This window comes from Nicoliella lavandulae, assembly GCF_037546185.1.
GTDB classification, from domain to species: domain Bacteria; phylum Bacillota; class Bacilli; order Lactobacillales; family Lactobacillaceae; genus Nicoliella; species Nicoliella lavandulae.
Genome location: NZ_JAWMWH010000001.1, coordinates 1113988 through 1139399, shown reverse-complemented (window position 1 = coordinate 1139399; position 25412 = coordinate 1113988). Strand labels below are relative to the sequence as shown.

The 25412-nt window shown below is 42.3% G+C and carries 1 protein-coding gene; it reads right to left on the bottom strand.

Features of this window, described 5'->3' with window-relative positions:
* Window positions 1-166: 166 nt before the first annotated feature.
* Window positions 167-25279: a DUF5776 domain-containing protein gene (locus R4146_RS05170; protein WP_339960357.1), complete on the bottom strand. Its 25113-nt coding sequence runs from the start codon at window positions 25277-25279 to the stop codon at window positions 167-169.
* Between the last annotated feature and the right edge of the window lie 133 nt (window positions 25280-25412).

Sequence of the window (25412 nt, the reverse complement as noted above, 5' to 3'; positions counted from 1 at the left end):
TGTGGAACCAGCACAATACTATCTCAAACCTTGGTGACTCTCTGGTCAGCTTTTAAAGGATATCAATATTCATATGTTGATTGTATTATAGCATTGAACATCACAGAAAACAATAAAAAAAGTGAGTCCGATTAAAAATCGAACTCACTTTTTTTAATTAAGGCGATTAGATAAATTTAACGAACTTCTTGTTACTAGTAAGGTATTTATCCTTTCCAATGTAGAAACGGGTAATTCCCTTGTACTTGACAACTCTATTCACTTTTACCTTTGCACCTAATTTGTAATGACGTTTGGTAGTTGAGAACTTAACGTTACCATGGACATTTACTCCTTTAGAGTTAATGACCTTAACGGCACGTTTAGCCTTTTTAGCCTTTTTAACATCATTGGATTGATAGTAAGCACTAACTACAAATCCATGATTTGCAGTAATGTACCCACTTCTCTTCACACCGGAGATTAAAGCATTCTTGACGTAATAACGAACTAAACCACTCTTGTTAATCGTAATCTTGTTAACCTTAAACTTCTTGATCTTACTACCAGAAGTCTTACGTAACTTAATAATCCGGCCCTTCTTATTAAAGGTAGAACCTAAGTGGAGATAGATAGTTTGTTTATTGTAAACGTAATTTGGATGCTTAGCAAGTTTACTATCGAATGAAGTCGTGTAACCATCTTTGTAACCTTGTGATTTGTTCTTAAGGGATGGTGCAGCAACAACATCCTTAGCAGCTTGCTTACTTCCTAATGCTACTTGAGAATTGTAAGCAGATTGGCCGAGTGAATATGCACGAGCATAATAACTTGCATACGTGGATGAAACTCCACTGGCTTCACTGTAATTTTTATTGTTGTATCCAGCAGAGTACCCATTGTAACCACCTTGATAGGTGTCTTGATTAGCGTAACTAGCATTCCGTTTCCGATTATGCTTAGCATCACTAACTCCAGACTTGAAGTAATCAGCATTAGCTACCGAACTAGTAGCCGAATTAGTAGAACTAGCGGTGCTGGTAGATCCAGTAGCACTGTTTGAAGAGGTAGTGGAACTTGCACTGCTTGTCTTATCTGCGATTGCCTTAGAAGCACTAGCAGAAGCACTATTGATAACACTGTTCATAAATGAGATTACGCTATCACTAGCAGAGTTAGCAGAGGCGATTGATGCACTCGCAGAAGCACTGGCAGAGGCACTAGCAGAAGCTGATGAAAGGGCATTGGAAGTAGCGATACTATTGCTGATACTACCGGCAACACTTCTAATGTTATCACCAGCCGTACTAGTTGCAAAGTTAGCACTGTTAGCTAATGAGTAGTCTAAAGCAGCCTGACTAGCAGCAGATCTAGCAATCGATTCAGCCGTACTTGCAGCAGCAGATGCACTAGTTGCAACGCTTTGGGCACTCGTTGCAGCACTAGCAGCAGATACTGCAGTGGAACGAGCATAACTAGCCATCGCACTATTAGCACCACTTGCAGCAGAGTTAACAATCGAAGTTGCCGATGTAGCTAAGTTGTTCAACTTATTCGCATTGGCATTAGCGGAACTAGCCAAGCTGTTTTGACTATTAGCAACTTGGTTAGCTGAACTAACTACACTCGTAGCAGATGACATATCAGCAGATGCTGAGCTAGCAAGTGCCACGTTACTATTGATCGTAGCCATTAAGCTAGCAATATTACCATTACCAGCATACTCGCCAGCAGTTACAGCGGCAGAGCTAGCAATACTATTAATTGCACTAACCGCTGGTTGAATAGCAGCTGAATTAGAAGCAACTAAGCTATTTAAACTATTAGTAGCACTAGCATTAGAAGTAGTATTAGCGGCATCCGAAGCAATCGTCTTAACAGCGGAACTAACTGTCGTTGCTGCCTTAGAAGCAACGATGGCATCTGAGGCTGCTGCATAGGCATCTGAAGCTAAGCTTAGTGCACTAGCAGCTTGTTGACTAGCACTGTCAGCGTTACTTTGAGCGCTACTTGCTTGACTAGCAGCAGAAGTAGCAGTGGAAGTATCAGTAGCAATCACTCCGGTAGCAGAACTAAAGATTTGATTACTTGCATTCACACTAGCTAATGCTGAAGATGCAAGACTAGTATAAATGTCACCAGCTTCACGGTTTCCGTCAGCATAGTATGACGTTGCTTTAGCTGCAATTGAATTAGCAAAGGCAGCTGACTTTTGCATATCAGCATTAGCAGAGTTAGCAACCACAACAGCTGAGCTAGCATTAGCATAAGCTGAACTAGCAATGCTATTTTGTTGAATAGCAACTTGACGAGCAGCACTAGCTACACTATTGGCAATGCTTGCTTGACTAGCTTCACTAACTAAGATGCTATTACCAGAAATAGCACTATTGAAACGGGCAATGCTATTTGCAGCATCGTTTATTGTTTGACTAGTCTGACTAATGGCATTGGCAATTGAACTAGCTGATTGACTAGCCCAACTAGCTTGATCAGCATTAGCATTAGCATTGCTTAGGTTCGTAGTAGCGTTTGAAGCTACACTATTAGCAGAATTAGCAATGCTTTGAACATTAGTCGTTCCAGCACTAGTTGCAGCCATTTCTGAATCAATCGCTGAACTAGCAGCACTAGCTACGGCATTAGCACTTTGCGCTGCACTATTAGCACTAGCAACTTGCGATTGAGCAGTCACTACGTTTGAAGCGGCAGCGTTAGCAGCACTGGCAGCACTAACGGCTTGACTATGATAAATCGATACCACACTAGCAGCCGATTCAGCAATTGAACGAGCTGAGCTAGCAGTAGAGCTGTTACCCGCTTGAGCAGCTAAGCTAGCAACCACATTGGCACTAACTGCAGACGCATTCGCACTATTAGCAGCACTTTGAGCATTATTAGCAGCAACACTGGCAGCATTAACTGCAACTGATGCTGATCTAAGTGCATCATTGGCAGCACTAGCTTGTTGAGCAGCAGAACCAGCAACGATAGCAGCACTATTAGCAATTGATACATTATATTTAACCACTACATCCTTAGCAGCGGCAGAAGCCGTACTAGTAGCAGCACTAGCGGTCTTAGATGCGTCAGTAGCAGCACCATTAGCACTAGCAACTTGTTGACTAGCTACAGAACTGCCTGTGTTAGCCGTTGAATTAGCACTACTAATTACAGCAACTGCAGAACTAGTAGCATTCACATCTGATTGAGCTGATCCGGCAGCTAAGCTAGCACGATTTGCATCACTAGCAGCTTGACTAGCTAATTGAGCATCATTCGTTGCATCACTGATTACACCAGATAATGAATTTGCAATTGATGCATCAGATTGTGCCTTTGCTGCAGCTTGGGATGCGATACTCGATTGAGTAGTTGCATTAGCATAAGCTGAAGCAGCGATACTAGCTAATATTACAGCACTATTAGCATTTAATGCTACTGAATTGCTGTACTTACTTGCATTATCAAAATCATGAGCAATAACAGCACTAGATGCTAATGAAGCGTAGATTGAAGCAATCTTAGAACTTTCATTAGCTGCATCATTAGCACTATTAGCATCATTTGCAGCAGCACTAGCAACACTAGCAGCAGCGAAAGCAGCATCTTTTTGGCTTGCCACATCTTGGTTGACCTTATTCATCTTACTATTAGCACTACTAATAGTACTTACAGCACTGTTAATTGCGGCATTGCTACTATTAGCAGCAGCAATTGATTTAACCACGCTGGATGAATTTTGAGCAGCTGATGATGACCCTGATACAGCAATAGAAGCTGAAGCAGCAATAGCTGCATTTGAATTAGTTCCATTAAGTGCATCATTAGTCCCATTTGTGTAGCTATTAGTAGCACTAGTATAACTAACTACCATACTACTATTAGCACTAGTATCATCTCTTGCAATCCGGTCAGCAGCACTAGCATTATTAGCTAATCCAACTGCGCTACTAATTTGAGCCGCTAATGAATCTGCTTGTGCTTGATAACTTAATGCCGATGTAGCAGCACTCGCAGTAAATGAGTTAGCACTAACTGCAGTGGATGCAGCAGCATTAGCAGCACTTACTTGAGCACTAGCTGCATTAGCATAGCTATTAGCAGAGATATTCAAAGCACTAGCTTGGGTGTAGTTACCAGCATTATTAGCACTGATGGCTTGACTAGCCACGAAACTAGCCATATTAGCATTGGAACTAGCAACAACACTAGCACTATTAGCAACTTGTGCAGCAGAACTAGCAACACTAGCAGCAGTGGAAGTAGCTGAATTAAGGTTATCAACATTGGATTTAACCGTAGTCATCGCAGCACTAGCACTCGTTAATACCGCAGCAGCACTCTTAATTATAGTGTTGCTTGGGTTTTGAGCAACGTAATCACTCATGACCGCACTTGAGCCGTCTGCTTTTGCAGAATCTGAAACAACCACACTAGCAGCAGCGGAAACGACTGCGGAATTGCTCATTGCACTATCAGCAGCGTCTTGAGCAACAATAGCATCACTAGCAGTTACCTTCGTAGCACTTGAAGCAGTGGCTGAAGCACTATTAGCAGAATTAGTTCCACTTTGAGCAGCACTGGTTGCAACATTCGATGCACTCGTCTTAGCTGCATTTAACGCAGCTCCAGCTGCATTAGCACTATTTAAATCAGTTTGGGCTTGATCCGCAGCACTAGATGCCACACTAGTCAAACTAGTAGTTGCTTGGGCAGCACTCGCAGCAATTGCAGCATTAGAGCTAGCAACGGATGCAGCAGATTGAGCACTAGCTGTAAAGTATGAACCACCCGCTGTATTACCAGCCGCATATGCAGATGATGCATTAGCATAGTAAATACTATTTTGAAGCACTGCATTACTAATGGCTGCACTAGCTGAGTTAAGAGTTGCAATATTAGAGTCAACTGCAGATGAAGCACTATTTGCAATACTCTTTTGCGTATTAGCATCATCATTAGCACTGTTAATTACGTTCATAGCACTTGAAGCAATTGATACGGCAGCTTGGAAAGAGCTATTTTGAGGATCACGGTTGTATAAGCTATTAATGAATCCAGTAGCTTGACTATTCACAACTGCATTTGAACTAACTACACCAGCAATTGAACTAGCAATTGAAGCGTATGAAGATACAGCTTGTTTATTACCACTAGCAATTGATGAATTCATGTTAGTTGCGCTATTAGCACTACTAATCGTTGCAGAAGCTGAGTTAGCAGAAGCTGATCCATTATTAGCAGCAGCAATTGCACTATTAGCATTATTACTGATGTTATTTAACATACTATTTTGAGATGCAATATTATCGCGATCTTTAATAGCATTATCAGCTGCTATACTAGCTGCACTAGCATAGCTTTGAACTGCACTAGAATTAGCACTTAGTTGTTGCGCAATAGAACTAGCTGCACTAACGTTAGCTAATGCTTGGGCAGCATAACTAGAACCAACTGCACTACTACCAGCTAGGTAAGCTGATTTCGCTTGACTGTCATAGCTAGAGACCTGATTAGACATCGTTGCAAGTGAGCTAAGCAATGATGAACTACTACTCTTAAGTGCTTGAGCAGAACTATTAGCAGCAATCGCTGCACTAGATTGTGCATCTGCATCACTAGCATAATTACTGATATTAGCGTTAACTGAGTTAGCAGCACTAGCGTAACTAGCAAGCGAAGCGTTACTTGGATAACTATTTGCTAAGTTATTAACCGAATTATTAGTCTTAGATGCAGCTGTTGAGCCATCATTGGCAACACTAGCTGCACTAACGGCTATTGATGCATACTGACCAGCCATATTTGCACTAGAACTAATTACGTTAGCAGCACTACTTGAAAATACACTAACTGAATTAGTACTATTAGCGTTCTTACCGGCTTGATCAGTGACACTACCAGCAGCACTTGCAGCTGATTCAGCCATTGATGTGGCACTAGCAACTTGACTAATGGCTCCAGAAGCTACAGCTTGGGCACTAGTAGCTAGTGAAGCAGCTATACTTGCAGCAATCGTGGCAGCAGCAGCAATACTAGATTGACTTTGAGCATCATTTTGATAAGCAACAACTCTGGCAGCAACACTGGCGGCTTGTGAGTTAAATATACTTCCAGTGGTTGCATTTCCAGATTTATATGCGTCAGCGGCTTGACTTGCAAATGCACTCGCATCACTAAATCCAGATTTAGCGGAAGATAAATCACTTGCTGCCTTAGAAGCAGCTGTGCTTGCAGCAGCATAAGCAGTTTGTGCAGAACTAGATTGATTATGGGCTTCAATGTTAGCACTGGAAACTACTGCAGCTGCGCTGGAAGCATCAATAGCGGCCTTGCTAACAACTGTATTACCTGAGTTTGCATTAGCAATACTAGATGCAGTTACTGAATAACTCATGGCATTACTATTAAATTCAGACGTAGCATTAGCAGCTGAACTTGCAATTGCAGCGTATGAACCAGCAGCTGAAGCATTCGTATCTGCTTGGTTTGCAAAACTAGCAGTAGCAGATACAACGCTACTTGCACTATTAGTAGCAGCAGTTGCTGAACCAGCACCTTTGGCTGCATCACTTGCAATACTGTTTGCAGCATTATTAGCTGAGTCAGCAGTAGAACTTGCACTGTCAGCGGTTCTCTTATTCTTAGCAGCTTCATTAGCAGCTGAACTTGCAATATAAGCATATGACTTAGCATTGGCTGCTGCTGTTGAAGCTGCATTACTTGCCGCACGTGCAGCTGCATCAGCGGAAGCAGCAGCTGATGCATATTGTGAAGCAGCACTACTATCACCAGATTGAGCAGCTGTACTTGCTGCACTAGCAGCGGAGCTAGCAGCTGAACTTGCTGCACTAGCTGCAGATTTTGCTGAATCAGCATTAATACTGTTAGAAGCCGCATTGGAAGCTGCATTACTTGCATCCACACTATTTTTTCCAGCAGCATTTGCAGCAGCACTGGCAGCACTGGCAGCAGAATCAGCAACACTAGCTGCAGAACTAATTGCAGAGTTGCTTGGATTAGTATTAGCTAACTTATCTGCTGCTTTTGCAGAGTTAGTTGCTGCAGAAGCAGCTATACTTGCAGCTTGAGAAGCCGAATTAGCAATATTACTTGCACTATTAGCAATACTAGTAGCTGAACTAGCAATTGCAGAATTACTATTGACCCCTGAACTAGCTAAAGCTGCGTCAAATGATGCTGAAGATGCGTTGCTTGCATAACTATTAGCTGCACTAGCTTGGTTAGCAGCACTCATTGCACTGTTGATCTGACTAGTTAAACTATCAGCATTAGTTTGATCATTAATTGCTGCACTAGCAGCAGAACTGGCAGCTGATTTAGCTGAATTAGCTGAAGCTGCTGCGGTTGAAGCTGAACTAACCTGACCATTGGTGAGGCTAGCATAACTAGCAGCACTCGAATTCAATGAAGCAGCTAATGAGTAGTTACCCGCAAAGTTAGCAGAGCTAGCTTGACTAGCATAAACATTAGCCATATTAGCATTAGAACTAGCAGCTACGCTAATACTATTAGCTTCATTAGCAGCAGCAATGGCAGCAATGGCAGCACTGGATGCAGCACTGTTTTGAGAGTCAGCATCACGCTTAACGCCACTTAGAGCGGAACTAGCCGATGCTAATGCACTAGCAGCTTTACTAATAGCTGAATTACCAGAGTTAGCAGCTACTAAGCTGTTCATTGAGTTGCGTTGTTGATCCGCTATAGTAGATTGACTTGTAACATTACTGTCGACACTAGATGCTTGGCTAGCATAACTGCCGGCAGCACTAGCATCAGCATTAGCAGCACTAGCATAACTGCTAGTTACGCTAGATGCACTTGCAGCTAAGCTCTTAGCAGCATTAGCACTTGTGTTACCATTGCTAGCAGCACTAGCGGCACTCGATGCAGCACTGTTAGCACTGTTTGCAGCAGCAGCAGCACTGTTTGCAGCACTAGCGGCACTGGTTGCATCGGCATTAGCACTGGATGCGGCATCAGCAGCGCTGTTTGCAGCGCTGTTTGCAGCAGCAGCACTGTTCTTAGCATTGCTTGCATCAAGAGCAGCTGAACTGGCAGCTGAACGAGCAGAACTGGCAGCGCTACTGTTCCCATCATTAGCATAGCTACTTGCAGCATTAGCCGCAGCACTAGCAATTGAATTTGCTGATGAAGCAGCAGCATTAGCAGTAGAAGCAGCAGATTGCGCTGATGAAACAACGGAATTGGCAGAACTAGCTTTATCACGAGCACTAGCGGCAGAGGAAGCAGCACTACTTGCAACACTAGCATCATTAGAAGCCTTATCAGCTAATGACTTAACTGTTGAGTTACTTGGGTTGGCATAAGCCATTGAATTTGCTGTGGAAGCAGCGGAATTAGCAGCAGCTGCACTAGATGCAGCTGAGTTAGCAGCACTGGCAGCTTGATTAGCGTAACTCTTAGCATTAGTTGACTTAGTATCCACATTAGCCTTATCACTACCAGCAGCAGCAGCGTCACTAGAAGCTTGATTAGCGTAACTCTTAGCAGCACTAGCATCGTTAGTTGCGGCACTAGCATTGGAGGCAGCATCAATTGCTGAACTCATTAATTTATTCAAATCAGCAGCAGAGTTAACAGCACTTAATGCTGATGAAGCAGCGCTCTTAGCAGTCTCAGTTGCGGTCGATGCAGTTGTTGATGCAAACTTGGCATCATTAGCGTTTGAACTAGCTAAAGCTGCATAACTAGCAGCAGCTGAGTTAAATTGACTAGCTTGCGTGTAGTTATGAGCACTATTAGCAGAAACTGCTTGACTAGTATTAATACTTGCTAAACTAGCATTGACACTTGCTGCCGAGTTAGCACTATTAGCAGTTGAAGCAGCTGAAATTGCAGCTTGAGCAGCTGAACTTGCATTTGATGATTCAGTGTCAGCAGATGATTTAACGTTAGATAATGCAGCACTGGCACTTGCGAAAGCAGAACTAGCATTTCTAATTGCAGTATTACTTGAATTAGCACTAGCATAACTGCCCATTGAAGTACTCATGCTATTAGCATCATTAGAGTAGCTGGTAACCGTATTATCTGCAGATGAAGCAACTGAATTAGCAGATGATGCAGCACTAGCATTTACATTCGCACCACTAGCTGCGATTGAAGCAGCTGAACTAGCTGAAGTAGCACTAGCATTAGTAGCACCAGCACTATTCGTAGCATTTGTCCCTTCATTGGAAGAAGCAGATGCAGCACTTGAAGCAGCTTGACTCAATGCAGTATTAGCAATTGAAACAGTATCAATATCAGTCTTAGCTTGGCTAGCAGCCTTACTTGCAACATCAGTTAAACTGTTCATTGCACTCGCATAACTGGTGGTAACAATTGCTTGTTGACTAGCAGCAGCGGCGTATGATGAGGCAGCACTAATTGCTGCATCGCCATCGGTAAAGTCACCCTTCGCATAAGCTGAATTAGCTAAACTATTTTGATATAAAATACCAACGTTAGCAGCTGTAAGAGCATTATTAGCATTACTTACCAATGTATAGTATGAATTGACATCCGAAGTGGCACTAGCTGCAATTGCCTTTTGAGATTGGGCATCACTATTAGCACTGTAAATGGTTGCCATTGCACTAGATGCAGCAACAGAAGCTGACTTAAAGGTAGAATTAGTAGGATCATCGTCGAAGTAACTATTGATTCCACTAGTAACCCCACTAGCAACACTAGTAGTACTATCAACTACACTAGCAGCACTGGATGCAACTGCATTGTATGAGCTAGCAGCTGCTGAATCATTAGAAGCTGTCTTGAAGTTAACATTAATAGTACTTGCAGCTGATCCATAAGCACTGGATGCAGAACTAGCGGCACTACTACCACCATTAGCAGCACTAGCAGCACTCGATGCTGCAGATGAAGCACTATTGAATGAACTCATTTGAATTGCCATTTGAGCTACATCACTAGCAGCCTTAGAAGCAGCAACACTGGCAATATTAGTGTAACTAAGAATTGCACTAGAATTATTAACCATTGTTTGAGCATTCAAACTAGCAGTAGATGCAGCTTCACTCGCAACACTAGCATAACTATCACCAGCAGATTGACTACCAGCAAGATAAGCTGAGTTGGCTGAAGCAACATAAATATTAACTACATTTGAAGCACTAGTAATTGCGGAACTAAGCGCTGCATTTGAGCCTTGAACACCTTTAGCAGCAGCGGCAGCACTAGCAGCAGTAGAAGATTGATCGTTAGCATCGCTCGCATAAGAAGCAAGTTGTGAGTTAGCTTGACTAGCAGCAACAGCGGCACTGGCAACTGAAGCATTAGCGGAATTAGCAGCAGCTAAACTAGCAACACTATTATTTACAGCATTAATGCTAGTTGCTTCACTATTAGCAATTTTAGCTGATGATGATGCATCAGATGCATATGAATTAGCTAAGCTAACATTAGTAGAATCAACAGCAACAACACTACCAGCAACTGAATTAGCTGAATTAGCTGATGAAGTATCGTTACTACCGTTATTAGCGTTCTTAGCAGCAGCACTAGCAGCAGAACTGGCAGTACTCATGGCAGCTGAACCTTCACTAGCAGCAGAGCTAGCAGTATTTTGATCAGCAATTGCCTTAGCAGCAGCATCTTTTGCAACAATAGTGGCACTGGATGCAACACTATTAGCACTGGATGTAATGCTTGCTTGAGAACTAAGTCCACTTAAGCCCGCAGATGCTTGGGAAGCAAAGAGTGATCCGTTGTTTGTATCACCATTTGCGTAATAGCTATTAGCTAAAGAAACATTACTGTTAATGTTACTAATTGCAATTGAAGCAGCAATTGAAGCAGCTTTAGCACTATTGGCAGCATCAGAAGCTGTTGCATATGCAGAGCTAGCAATAACAGATTGAGCGTTAGCATCACTTAAGGCGTTTGAAGTAGCAATAGCAGCAGCACTGGCTAACTTAGCTTGTGATTGAACAACTGTATTATTATTATTTGCACTAGCTAAGCTTTGCGCAGCAGTAGCATTACTTTGGGCTTGATCATTGAAACCACTAGTAGCGACAGCAGCAGAACTAGCCGTTTGAGCATATGAAAATGCTTGAGATGCATAGCTAACTGCAGTACTGGTACTAGTGCCAGTAACAGAAGCATAACTGTTAGCTGATGCTACAGTGGCAGAATTATTACTACCTGCATTCTTACCAGCATTCGCATTGGAACTAGCCGCACTATTAGCACTGGATGCAATATTATTGTAAGAATTAGCAGTAGCGCTCGCATTAGATGCATTACTATTGGCAGCACTAGCGTCATTAGCATATGAGTCAGCAGCACTCTTGGCAGCAGCAGCAGTGGACGATGCCTTTGCTGCATCAGCAGCAGCGGCACTAGCAACATTTGCTGCAGAACTGGCAGCAACGCTATCACCCCTTTGGGCAGCACTCGCTGCATCGGCAGCAGCACTCGCTGCAATCGAGTTTGCAGTAGATGCAGCAATAGATGCAGCAGTAGCATTTGAGCTTTGCGCAGCAGCATTCGATGCGTATTCACTTGCCTGAGTGTAAGCAGATGATGCAATAACAGCAGCCGATAAAGCAGCAGTAGCAGCACTATTAGCACTGGATGCTAATGACTGAATAGCTGAATTGCTTGGGTTAGCCGAAGCAATTGCAGAAGCTGACTTAGCATTATCTGAAGCACTAGCAGCAGCTGTAGAAGCACTAGCGGCAGTAGAAGCAGCAGCACTGGCATTGGTGTTGGCAGAACTAACGTCATCACTAACTGCCTTACTATCATTTTGGGCTCCATTATTAGCACTAGATGCTTGATTAGCATAACTAGATGCAACACTAGCATTAGATGCAGCAGCACTAGCATTGGATGCAAGAGCGTAAGCACTCTTAGCATCGCTATCAAAGGCAGCTGCAGAACTAGCTACAGCACTAGCTGAATTAGCAGCATTAACTCCGTTAATAGTAGCACTTGCAGCGGTTGAACTAGCCGATTTAGCTGAATCCGCATACTGGCTAGCAGTTGATGCAAATTTCGCAGCACTAGAATTCAATTCACTAGCCTGTGAGTAGTTCCCATTGGCAGCAGCACTCTTAGCTTGAGCAGCATTATCACTAGCGATGCTGGCATTGAAACTAGCAGTTGAATTAGCATTATTAGCAGCATTAACAGCAGAGCTAGCAACACTATAAGCTAAACTAGCCGTATTTGAGAATCCATCAGCAGCAGACTTAGCACTAGTCAATGCGGAACTAGCAATACTAAATGCAGAACTAGCAGCACTAACGGCTGAATTACCAGAATTGTTGCTAGTAAAGTTAGTCATTGCTGAACTCAAGATATTTACGTTATTAGAATAACTAGTAACGATTGAATCAGCAGATGATGCAAGTATATTAGCATTTGATGCCTTTGTAGCATCTGCGTTAGCACCACTTGCATAATTAGAAGCGGCAGCACTAGCGGATGAAGCTTCATTACTAGCACTACTGATAGCTGATGAAGTATCAGCACTAGCATTTGCTGCAGCACTAGCAGCAGCAGATGAAGCAGCGTTCAATGAACCAATAGCTACATTAGCAGAATTTTCATCATTGACTGCTTGATTAGCAGCACTAACGGCGATTGAAGCTAACGTACTAATATTGGCAGCGGCACTAGCTGCAATCGAAGCATTAACACTAGCCACACTAGCGGCACTAACTGCACCGGAAGTGTAAATCGCTCCACCAATTCGATCACCAGTTTGGTAAGCAGAGCTGGCTTGTGCATAGGAAGTATTAGCGTTAGTAACTGCACCACTAATGGCTGCACTAGCACTAGCAATCACTGCGACTTGTGAACTAGCAGCACTGGATGCACTACTTGCAATATTCTTTTGGTTAGCGGCATCGTTGTTATAGCTATTGATAGCACTCACTGCACTAGTAGCAACTGAAGCCGCACTCTTGAACGTGGAGTTACTTGGATCGTTGTTGAGGTAATTATTAATGGAGTTAGAAGCAACAACAGCATTGCTTGAAATAGTACTTACCGCAGTAGCAGCTGAACTAGCAGCACTATATGCTGAGTTAACGATTGTATCGTTAGCATTAGCATCACTGGCAGCAATTGATGTTGCAGCACTAGCTGATTTAGCATCGTTAGATGCTTTACTACCGGCACTATTACCACTATCAACAGCAGACTTAGCACTAGAAGCGGCACTCGCAGCACTATTAAAGCTACTCATTTGCACTGCCATTTGGGCAACATCACTCGCAGCCTGAGAAGCAGCGGAACTAGCAATGTTAGTTTGTGAAAGAATAGCAGCTGAGTTGTTAATCAATGCTTGGGCAGCATTCGATGCAGCAGTAACTGCGTCCTTAGCAGCTTGAGCATAACTGTTTCCAGCATCTGTACTTCCAGCAAGGTAAGCTGAATTAGCAGCAGCATCATTGGAACTTACAGCACTCGATGCACTAGCAATGGCTGAAACAAGGGAACTATCTGAACCTTGAGCTGAGCTAGCAACAATTGCTGCAGCACTCGCAGCACTCTTTTGTGCTTGAGCATCCGCATTAAGAGATGCGATAGCTGAATTGGCTGCACTAGCAGCAGCAACGAAACTAGCTAATGATGTATCTTGGTTATTAGCACTGATCAAAGCAGCAATACTATTATTCACACTATTAGTACTATCAGCACTATCATTAGCTAACTTAGCAGATGATGATGCATTCGCAGCATATGAACCAGCTAAACTAGCGTTATCAGCGTCACCGGATACTACGCTATTAGCAATTGATGATGCAGATGAAATGGAATTACCATTAGCACTACCATTTGAACTAGCTCCATTAGCTTGGTTAGCAGCAGAATTAGCCGCACTTAGTGCGTTTGATGCATCAATAGCAGCCTGAGAAGCAATTGATTGATCTTTTTCGGCCTGAGCAGCAGCATTACTTGCAAGTATAGTTGCACTTGAAGCAGCAATTACTGCATTTAAAGCAGCAATTGATTGAGCACTCATACTCTTAGCAGTGTCAGAGGCTAGATTAGCATAGATCGCACCATTGCTAACATCACCATTAGCATAGTAGCTATTAGCAGCTGATACTAGACTATTGACAGTACTTGCATTGTTACTTGCAGTGGTTGAAGCTGTAATGGCACTCGCAGCAGCACTGGATGCAAGCGCATAAGCGGAATTAGCAGCTGATGATTGTTGGTTAGCGTCAGCAAGTGCACTCGCAGCCGTACTATTAGCAACATCAATAGCAGCAGCTTGGGATTTAACGATCGTATTTTGACTATTTGCACTAACTAAACTTTGCGCAGCAGTAGCGTTACTTTGCGTTTGACTATTAAAGCCACTAGTTGCAACTGCTGCAGAACTAGCTGTTTGAGCATATGAAAATGCTTGAGATGCATAGCTAACTGCAGTACTGGTACTAGTGCCAGTAACAGAAGCATAACTGTTAGCTGATGCTACAGTGGCAGAATTATTACTACCTGCACTCTTACCAGCATTCGCATTGGAACTAGCCGCACTATTAGCACTGGATGCAATATTATTGTAAGAATTAGCAGTAGCGCTCGCATTAGATGCATTACTATTGGCAGCACTAGCGTCATTAGCATATGAGTCAGCAGCACTCTTGGCAGCAGCAGCAGTGGACGATGCCTTTGCTGCATCAGCAGCAGCGGCACTAGCAACATTTGCTGCAGAACTGGCAGCAACGCTATCACCCCTTTGGGCAGCACTCGCTGCATCGGCAGCAGCACTCGCTGCAATCGAGTTTGCAGTAGATGCAGCAATAGATGCAGCAGTAGCATTTGAGCTTTGCGCAGCAGCATTCGATGCGTATTCACTTGCCTGAGTGTAAGCAGATGATGCAATAACAGCAGCCGATAAAGCAGCAGTAGCAGCACTATTAGCACTGGATGCTAATGACTGAATAGCTGAATTGCTTGGGTTAGCCGAAGCAATTGCAGAAGCTGACTTAGCATTATCTGAAGCACTAGCAGCAGCTGTAGAAGCACTAGCGGCAGTAGAAGCAGCAGCACTGGCATTGGTGTTGGCAGAACTAACGTCATCACTAACTGCCTTACTATCATTTTGGGCTCCATTATTAGCACTAGATGCTTGATTAGCATAACTAGATGCAACACTAGCATTAGATGCAGCAGCACTAGCATTGGATGCAAGAGCGTAAGCACTCTTAGCATCGCTATCAAAGGCAGCTGCAGAACTAGCTACAGCACTAGCTGAATTAGCAGCATTAACTCCGTTAATAGTAGCACTTGCAGCGGTTGAACTAGCCGATTTAGCTGAATCCGCATACTGGCTAGCAGTTGATGCAAATTCCGCAGCACTAGAATTCAATTCACTAGCCTGTGAGTAGTTCCCATTGGCAGCAGCACTCTTAGCTTGAGCAGCATTATCACTAGCGATGCTGGCATTGAAACTAGCCGTTGAATTAGCATTATTAGCAGCATTAACAGCAGAGCTAGCAACACTATAAGCTAAACTAGCCGTATTTGAGAATCCATCAGCAGCAGACTTAGCACTAGTCAATGCGGAACTAGCAATACTAAATGCAGAACTAGCAGCACTAACGGCTGAATTACCAGAATTGTTGCTAGTAAAGTTAGTCATTGCTGAACTCAAGATATTTACGTTATTAGAATAACTAGTAACGATTGAATCAGCAGATGATGCAAGTATATTAGCATTTGATGCCTTTGTAGCATCTGCGTTAGCACCACTTGCATAATTAGAAGCGGCAGCACTAGCGGATGAAGCTTCATTACTAGCACTACTGATAGCTGATGAAGTATCAGCACTAGCATTTGCTGCAGCACTAGCAGCAGCAGATGAAGCAGCGTTCAATGAACCAATAGCTACATTAGCAGAATTTTCATCATTGACTGCTTGATTAGCAGCACTAACGGCGATTGAAGCTAACGTACTAATATTGGCAGCGGCACTAGCTGCAATCGAAGCATTAACACTAGCCACACTAGCGGCACTAACTGCACCGGAAGTGTAAATCGCTCCACCAATTCGATCACCAGTTTGGTAAGCAGAGCTGGCTTGTGCATAGGAAGTATTAGCGTTAGTAACTGCACCACTAATGGCTGCACTAGCACTAGCAATCACTGCGACTTGTGAACTAGCAGCACTGGATGCACTACTTGCAATATTCTTTTGGTTAGCGGCACCGTTGTTATAGCTATTGATAGCACTCACTGCACTAGTAGCAACTGAAGCCGCACTCTTGAACGTGGAGTTACTTGGATCGTTGTTGAGGTAATTATTAATGGAGTTAGAAGCAACAACAGCATTGCTTGAAATAGTACTTACCGCAGTAGCAGCTGAACTAGCAGCACTATATGCTGAGTTAACGATTGTATCGTTAGCATTAGCATCACTGGCAGCAATTGATGTTGCAGCACTAGCTGATTTAGCATCGTTAGATGCTTTACTACCGGCACTATTACCACTATCAACAGCAGACTTAGCACTAGAAGCGGCACTCGCAGCACTATTAAAGCTACTCATTTGCACTGCCATTTGAGCAACATCACTCGCAGCCTGAGAAGCAGCGGAACTAGCAATGTTAGTTTGTGAAAGAATAGCAGCTGAGTTGTTAATCAATGCTTGGGCAGCATTCGATGCAGCAGTAACTGCGTCCTTAGCAGCTTGAGCATAACTGTTTCCAGCATCTGTACTTCCAGCAAGGTAAGCTGAATTAGCAGCAGCATCATTGGAACTTACAGCACTCGATGCACTAGTAATGGCTGAAACAAGGGAACTATCTGAACCTTGAGCTGAGCTAGCAGCAATTGCTGCAGCACTCGCAGCACTCTTTTGTGCTTGAGCATCCGCATTAAGAGATGCGATAGCTGAATTGGCTGCACTAGCAGCAGCAACGAAACTAGCTAATGATGTATCTTGGTTATTAGCACTGATCAAAGCAGCAATACTATTATTCACACTATTAGTACTATCAGCACTATCATTAGCTAACTTAGCAGATGATGATGCATTCGCAGCATATGAACCAGCTAAACTAGCGTTATCAGCGTCACCGGATACTACGCTATTAGCAATTGATGATGCAGATGAAATGGAATTACTATTAGCACTACCATTTGAACTAGCTCCATTAGCTTGGTTAGCAGCAGAATTAGCCGCACTTAGTGCGTTTGATGCATCAATAGCAGCCTGAGAAGCAATTGATTGATCTTTTTCGGCCTGAGCAGCAGCATTACTTGCAAGTATAGTTGCACTTGAAGCAGCAATTACTGCATTTAAAGCAGCAATTGATTGAGCACTCATACTCTTAGCAGTGTCAGAGGCTAGATTAGCATAGATCGCACCATTGCTAACATCACCATTAGCATAGTAGCTATTAGCAGCTGATACTAGACTATTGACAGTACTTGCATTGTTACTTGCAGTGGTTGAAGCTGTAATGGCACTCGCAGCAGCACTGGATGCAAGCGCATAAGCGGAATTAGCAGCTGATGATTGTTGGTTAGCGTCAGCAAGTGCACTCGCAGCCGTACTATTAGCAACATCAATAGCAGCAGCTTGGGATTTAACGATCGTATTTTGACTATTTGCACTAACTAAACTTTGCGCAGCAGTAGCGTTACTTTGCGTTTGACTATTAAAGCCACTAGTTGCAACTGCTGCAGAACTAGCTGTTTGAGCATATGAAAATGCTTGAGATGCATAGCTAACTGCAGTACTGGTACTAGTGCCAGTAACAGAAGCATAACTGTTAGCTGATGCTACAGTGGCAGAATTATTACTACCTGCACTCTTACCAGCATTCGCATTGGAACTAGCCGCACTATTAGCACTGGATGCAATATTATTGTAAGAATTAGCAGTAGCGCTCGCATTAGATGCATTACTATTGGCAGCACTAGCGTCATTAGCATATGAGTCAGCAGCACTCTTGGCAGCAGCAGCAGTGGACGATGCCTTTGCTGCATCAGCAGCAGCGGCACTAGCAACATTTGCTGCAGAACTGGCAGCAACGCTATCACCCCTTTGGGCAGCACTCGCTGCATCGGCAGCAGCACTCGCTGCAATCGAGTTTGCAGTAGATGCAGCAATAGATGCAGCAGTAGCATTTGAGCTTTGCGCAGCAGCATTCGATGCGTATTCACTTGCCTGAGTGTAAGCAGATGATGCAATAACAGCAGCCGATAAAGCAGCAGTAGCAGCACTATTAGCACTGGATGCTAATGACTGAATAGCTGAATTGCTTGGGTTAGCCGAAGCAATTGCAGAAGCTGACTTAGCATTATCTGAAGCACTAGCAGCAGCTGTAGAAGCACTAGCGGCAGTAGAAGCAGCAGCACTGGCATTGGTGTTGGCAGAACTAACGTCATCACTAACTGCCTTACTATCATTTTGGGCTCCATTATTAGCACTAGATGCTTGATTAGCATAACTAGATGCAACACTAGCATTAGATGCAGCAGCACTAGCTAATGATGCACTAGCTTGAGCAGATGCAATATCTGCAGTAATGGATGATGTACTATTTAGATCAATAATTGCTTGACTAGCAGCGGCTAATACGCCATTAGTTGCTGAACTAACGATATTGTAAGCATTATTCATACCCGATAGGATTGAATTAGCTAAACTGGCATAGTTAGCTATCTGAGCATTAAGAGATGTTACTGTTGCTGAGTCTCCATTACTAGCAGCAGCAACGGCAGCATTATAAAGTGATGATACCGTATTAGTATAACCAGTTGCATTAGTATTATTAGCACTAATTTGTGCAACATTAGCACTAGCAATCCCATACTGTCTATTTGCACTGGATAGTTGATTAACTGCATCATTATTTAGAGCTGCTAATAAACTATTCATTGAAGCAATTGCAGATGATGCAGAACTAATTACAGAGTTGTTAGCATTTGCACTATTACTTAAATAACCACTAACTAATGTAGCATAACTTTGTCCAGCACTAGAATAGCTAGATATTACAGCAGCCGCAGATTTAGTTTGTTGAAGAGCACCAGATGCGGTTTGTAATTGAGCATTTCCGGCTTGATTAATTTGACCAGCCTTAGCAGCAATATTGCTGGTGGCAGTACTATTAGATGCAGCAGTACTTTTAGCAGCACTAGATTGCGCAGTACTATTGGAAGCATTTACAGAAGCCTGGCTTGCTGCATTTGAAGCAGCCACACTAGCAGAGTTGGCAGCATTACTTGCAACCGTATAATCACTAGCAGCTCTAGCAGCGGCTGAAGAAGCAGAACTTACTTGAATTGAAGCAGCACTAGCATAGTTTTTAGCATCAGAATAAGCTGAATAAGCATTATTAGAGTTAGTAGCTACCGCTGCACTATATGAAGAAGCGGCACTTGAATCACCAGCAGAATAAGCACTACTTGCTAAGGATGCATTATCTGAAGCAGATTTAGCCTGTGCTGAAGCATAGCTAGCAGCACTATGCGCCTGGCTTGCTGCAAGACTAGCTGCAGTACTTGCACTAACTGCATCACTAGATGCGCTAGTTGCATCATTTACAGCACTAGCCGCAGTACTTGCCGCAATACTAGCACTAGTATTTTGACTTTGAATATAAGAATCGCTTGGGTATTTACTTGCAATTGAAGATGCTAATTGAGAACTAGAATTAGCACTACCGGCAACACTTGTAGCATTAGAAGAACTAACACTGGCATTAGCGGAATAACTACCAGCTAGGCTACTATAACTATCAGCAGATTTAGCAGCATTAGCAGCATCAGTAGCTGAACTAGCAGCATTTTGTACGTCACTATTCATACTATTAACATTATTTGCAACCGAATTAGCACCAGAAGCAGCTGACGATAATGAAGCATTAGCACTGCTAATATCAGCATTTAAAGTATTTAACCGATCATAAATAGATTGTAAAGTAGTAGAAGCATTCGAAATAGTCTGTTGACCATTATACATTGATGTTGCGCCATCCATAGCAGGCGTAAGTGAAACTAAAGCATTGGAATTGTAGTAAGAAGCAGAGGCACTATTTCCAGCATTAGCATAACTCAATGCTGAGCTTGCAATACTATAAGTGACACTAGCATAATAAAGACCATTGCTAGAAGATGCATTTTGATCACTCATCTGACTAGAAGCTAAATGAACCAATGAATTTTGTGAAGATGCAACATCAGATAATGAATCTGCTTCAGCAATATAGCTATTTAAATTAGATGCAGCCGTTGAACCAGCGGTACTATATGAATTAATTAATGCATTGTTTGATTGAGCACTCACTGCACTGGATAACGTAGCTTCATTACTGGAATAAGAAGTCTTAGCAGCACTAGTACTACTCAATAAAGTAGTTACACTATTGTATTGCGTGGAAGCCAATGAAGCGGTACCAGCTGCGGCATTAGATGCGGACGTATACTCAGAGCTAGCCGATGAGGCTCTGGCCATGATTGAATTGGCAGTATTTATATCATTAGTTGGATTATAAGCAGTTAAACTGTTCAAGGATGCCAACGCAGCATTTAAAGCATTCGCAGCATTCGCAGCATTTTGTGCAGCAGCGGCAGCACGATTAGCTGCCGACAGAGCAGCTGAAGATGCAGCTTCAGCAGAACTTTTAGCAGCATCAACTGAAGCACTTGCAGCATCTGCTAAACTAACTGCGGCGGTAGCAGAGCTAAGTAAGGAATCAGCATTAGAATCAGTTGGATTGCTCTTTAATATAGCTACTGCACTGCCCACCAATGCCATCGCAGTAGAGGCTTGAGCGGAAATTTGGCTTGCAAAAAAGGTAGCGGTAATACTAGCAGCACTTATCGCAGATGAATAAGCACTATTAGCATCATTCTTAGCAACAGAAGCATCACTGGCAGCACTACTTACTGTTGAGGCCGCACTATTAATTGTGACAATCAAACTACCGATTGCTTGAGCGCTAGCATCATTGTTAGTTGAATTGGCTAAACTTGCAGCTTTTGAAGCCTGAATTACAGCACTACTTGCTATTGATGACACGTTTGTATATACACCACTAGCAGCACTCGAAGAAATTCCAGCCGCCGATGCATTACTAGATGCGCTAGTCTCAGCCTCTTGAGCAGCAACTGATCTAGCTGAGGCATATTGACTAACAATATCAGCCTTAGCTACAATTTCGGTTCCTATTGCAATCCCACTGCTTGCTAATGATACTAGTGACTTTAATACCGCATCATTTGACGATGCAACATAAGAAGCACTACTAGCAGCCAGATATGCACTTGGAATTGCGCTATAGTTAACATTAGCAGCACTCATGGCAGAAGATGTCGTTGCATAATCGCTAGTTGTTATTCCAGCAATTGACAATAGATTAGTAGCATATGATGAAGCAACTGCAATGTATGCTGAAGCATTAATAGCAGTTGCAGAACTAGCAGCCGCAATTCTAGCGGCCGCAATATTAGATTGAACTGCACTTAAATAACTTGCTGCTCGACTGCCCCCACCATAGAAGGCATTACTTCCATCACCATAAGCACTTGTAGCCGATGATAGTAATGAAGCAATGGAACCAACAGTATCATTAATAACCTTGGCAGCAGATGATGCAGTTGAAAGTGCGCTAGCTTGGAAGCTTTCATAGTTTTTAATAAATTGATAATCGCTATAAGTTGATCCTACTACATTAGCATAGCTTAACTGAGCACTAGCATTGCTAACTGCAACAGAACCCATTGAAGATGCACTACTTGCAGCAGATGATATGGAACTAGCTGAAGCATATGAACTAGCAGTAGCGGACACAGCTGAACTAGCTTGATCGTAATAATGTTTAGCAACTGTATCTGGCTTTGATGTATATCCATTTTGATATCCTAATTGATAGTCTAATGCTTTACTGTAGATCCCATTATTGAAGTTAATATCAGATTGACCTTGCGTATAACCATCTTTATAGTTACTACCGGCAGTATAATCATTACTATTAGTTGTATCGTTACTGTTTACAGTAGATTTATTATATCCATCAATATATGCTTGAATGTTGACGGTTGCTTCCTTGACGGATTTAACGGTATTTAAATGAGCAGTAGCAGTATTAAGATATCTAGCAAGTGATCGATTATAATAATTCATTGAGTCTGCTGGAATTGTAACACTCCAATTACCGTAAGTATCTGCAACCGCAGTGTAAACGGCACCAGATGTATCATTTGGATCATTAGATACGAGTGAATGAGGAGAGGCAACATATTGCTGGACTGAATAGTTATTTGGGTCAGTAAAAGATGGCAAATAGTATGGTAATTTAATATAAGCACCTGGGGTAGCGTAACCAGAAATAACACCGGTTGTTGAATTATATTGAATCCCACCAATTTGAACATCTTGAACGTGATCCATTTCAATGTAACGACTAAAATTAGCTGCCTTAGTGATGTCAGTATTAGTGGCCCCATTCAATACACCAGTTGTTGTAGCAGTAACCGTTCCACTACCATTACTCTTAAGGGTAGTAATCGCAAAAGGACCAAAGACAGTTCCGTTCACATCCTTAAATGAAATGGAAGTTCCATTAACCGTTAATCCACTAATAAAGGCATTACTACCACTATTAGTATTTTTAGTTAAGTCAAAGATAATTTGTTGTGGGTTATCAATTGTAACCGTTCCAGAAATATCCAATAACGTATCTGCAGCCACACCATCAATCGCCAATTTCATCGTAGCAGAATTAGTCAATTTAAGTGTTCCACCACCGGATACCTTGATGGCTGAAAGAGCATTGTTTCCAATGTTCGTTCCATTAAAGTTAAATTGAGCTTGGTTATCAACGTTAATGGTTGAAGCACCATTAATCTGAACAAATCCTAATCCATTTGGGTAATTAGTAATAACGTTTCCACTTGAATTAACGCTTCCAGTTGGATTAATGTTTAATTGCGCCCCATTAACAACGTTAATAGTCGCTCCACCCCTGGTATAAATAGCTCCACCAATGTTGTTAGTCCAATTTGTATTAACATATGGATTAATATTTAAAATGGCCCCAGCATTAACATTAACGGTCCCAGTTCCTCGCATGTATAACCCAAACGCAGTTGAACTAGTAGGACTATTTTCTGGAGCATAACCACCAGGCGTAAAGGTAACATTAGCACCGTGGTCAACGGTCATGTTCCCACCATTGGATAATTCCATAACGTTCCCGTTATAAGTCTTGGCATTAAAAGTAGATCCTGGTAGAAATTCAACACTAGCTACTTGGAACGCTTGTTGGTTAGAACCACCTTGCGGACCGTTTGGACCATTACCTTGAACTGAAACATATCCATTAACCAAATCCAACGATCCGTTACCATTATATGAATATGACATTCCATAATTTTTTGCAACTTGAGTTGGACTATAGTTAAATCCAGCATTAATATTGACCGTACTCTTAATTGGATTATCAGCTGTATCAATAGAACTATTACTAGTATCTGGCGTATTATTAGGGTTACCTAAATACAGGTTCGTCGTGGTAGCATATGCTAATTGACTCCCCGTGTAATTAATGTTGTCGTAGTACAGTTTTGCTCCAGCAGTGGTCCGACTAGTGATGGGCCCATAGTAATTGGCCCCGTATAAGTTCAAATTCTGAACAACCGTAACACTATCTTGAGCATTGTAAGATATTCCAGCAAAGTCAACGGTCGACCAAGTATTATTCATCTGAAGTCCGTTCACTACAAAGTTACCAGTATGGTTATTGCTGGTCCACATATTATTAAACCCACTATATAAACTCCACAAACTCATATTGGCGTCAATATTAATATGGGAGATATTAGAGTTTTTAAATGCGGCATCGAATTGACTGGCAGTAGTAACGTTAATAAATCCACTAGCTGTACCAGGTTTACTTGCATTTCGAGATGCTTGAACAGCAGTTGATCTAGTAGCAGATGATGTAATACTGGTATATGAGCTAATTGTAGTATAGTTAGCACTCGCACTACTTAATGCGTCATTAGCACTAGATAGATACTTATTAACGTTGCTAACTTGTGAGTCTGCGGCATCAAATAAGCTACTTAATTCAAGTGAGCTAACAGAACCACCATTATTCATCAAACTAGCAGCTGAACTAAGGGCCGAAGACAACGAACTATTATTGGTTTGAGCGTTACTAGCAAACACGCTTTGTAGCTTTGCATTCGTAACGTAGCTAGCCATACTACCAAAAGCAGATTGGGCTGAAATTGCTGCCTTACTAGCTACTTGACTACTACTGCTAGTTGATGAATCAGCATACCGAGTCGATAAAATGTTTGCCTGTTGAGCCACTGAAGATGCATTAGAAACAATACTATTTACATCACTGTAAATAGTAGCAACTGATGAAATATTACTATTTAAACTACCAATGGTAGCAATATAACTCTTCAATGTGGTTAACGAGTCTGAGCCACCATCAGTGGAAATTAATGCAGCCCGGTATAGCGTTTCAATGTTTGCAGCATCTGAAGTAGATAGCTTAGCAATATCAATCGTGTCAGCGGTTCCTGTACTAGTTAAAATATTCTTTAATTCAGCTGTTTGATCAGACGTCAAAGAAGCGTTCGTGCTAGCTGAACTCACACCACTTACACTATTGGACGCACTTGACGTTGCGCTACTATTTGCACTACTATCAGTAGTACTTTGTGAACTAGCATCACTACTGGATGCACTAGCACTACCCTTAACACTGGAACTATCCGTCGATGCGCTCGAACTAGCATTACTATTATCACTGCTCTTTGCACTACTGCTATCAGTTTTGGCATCTGAACTGCTACTAGTAGCACTGCTGTTAGATGACGCACTATCGATACTCTTAGCATTCGAACTACTATCGGTTGATGTACTATCAGCACTAGCACTTGTCGTTGATTGCGTATCCGCACTGGCAGCGGTACTAGTGTCAGAAGTAGCATTACTACTAGCATTAGCAGTACTCGTCGTTGCAGTCGACTGTGTATAAGCATTAGTATTAGTATTTGTACTTATATTCGCATTACTACTGCTACTACTATTATTAGCCGCGCTACTATCACTAGTCTTATTAGCACTGCTATCATTATTTTCACTATAGTTAGCGGAAGTGGTATCAGCATGAACAGTATTTTGGGCCACCATTGTGGATCCACCAAGTACTGTTAACATGGATAATGAAACAACAATCCATTGTTTCTTAACTTTTCTAAGTACTTTTTTATCATTTACTTTATTGAATCTATACTTATTATAAAGCAAATATGATTCCCCCTTTAGAAGCATATTTATATCAAACGATAAGTTAGTCTCACGCTTTGCAAGACCAATCCAATCGAGAAACTATAACTATGAAATATAAAAAAGATTTAATAAACATTTATATTGTATCATA